The organism is Microvirga tunisiensis, assembly GCF_009296175.1.
Classification (GTDB): Bacteria; Pseudomonadota; Alphaproteobacteria; order Rhizobiales; family Beijerinckiaceae; genus Microvirga; species Microvirga tunisiensis.
Map to the genome: position 1 here is coordinate 1 of NZ_VOSK01001012.1, position 522 is coordinate 522.

1 pseudogene is annotated in these 522 nt (G+C 60.5%); it reads right to left on the reverse strand.

From position 1 onward, the window contains the following. Positions 1–268: 268 nt before the first annotated feature. Positions 269–522, reverse strand: a pseudogene (locus tag FS320_RS46965) (IS630 family transposase); the annotation flags it as partial.

Below are 522 nucleotides of genomic sequence, written 5' to 3' on the forward strand. Positions count from 1 at the left end.
TACCGCCTCGTCCGCCATCGCCTGGAACTCTATGCCGTGCCGAGACCAGCCAGCCGACGCTCGGACGGGAACCGATCCTGATCGGGCATTTGTCCTGCGGACGATTTCGAGGGCGATGCCGCATTCCTGTTATTCGGTGTGTGGTCCCGATGCCGATCGGCACGATAATCCATTGATGTTGCAGGATGAGGCGGGGTCAATCTTTCCGACTTATTCACACGTTGGGGTGACCAGAGTGTGTTGGGAGGGCAAGGCGCGAACCCTCGCCCTAGTGTTGTGACTCTAACGCTTGTTTCGCACGGGCGACCTTCTCCAGGATAGCTGAGGCCGAGGCGGTCCAGACAAAGGGTCTCGGGTCGGCATTGTGGTGCTCCAGGTAGTCCATGATAGCACTCTCCAGATCGGGCACGCTCGTGAAGGCGCCCCGCCGAATGCGCTCCTGGGTGATCAGGGCAAAGAAGCGCTCAACCTGGTTGAGCCATGAGGCCGAGGTCGGCGTGAAGTGCAGGTGGAAGCGCGGAT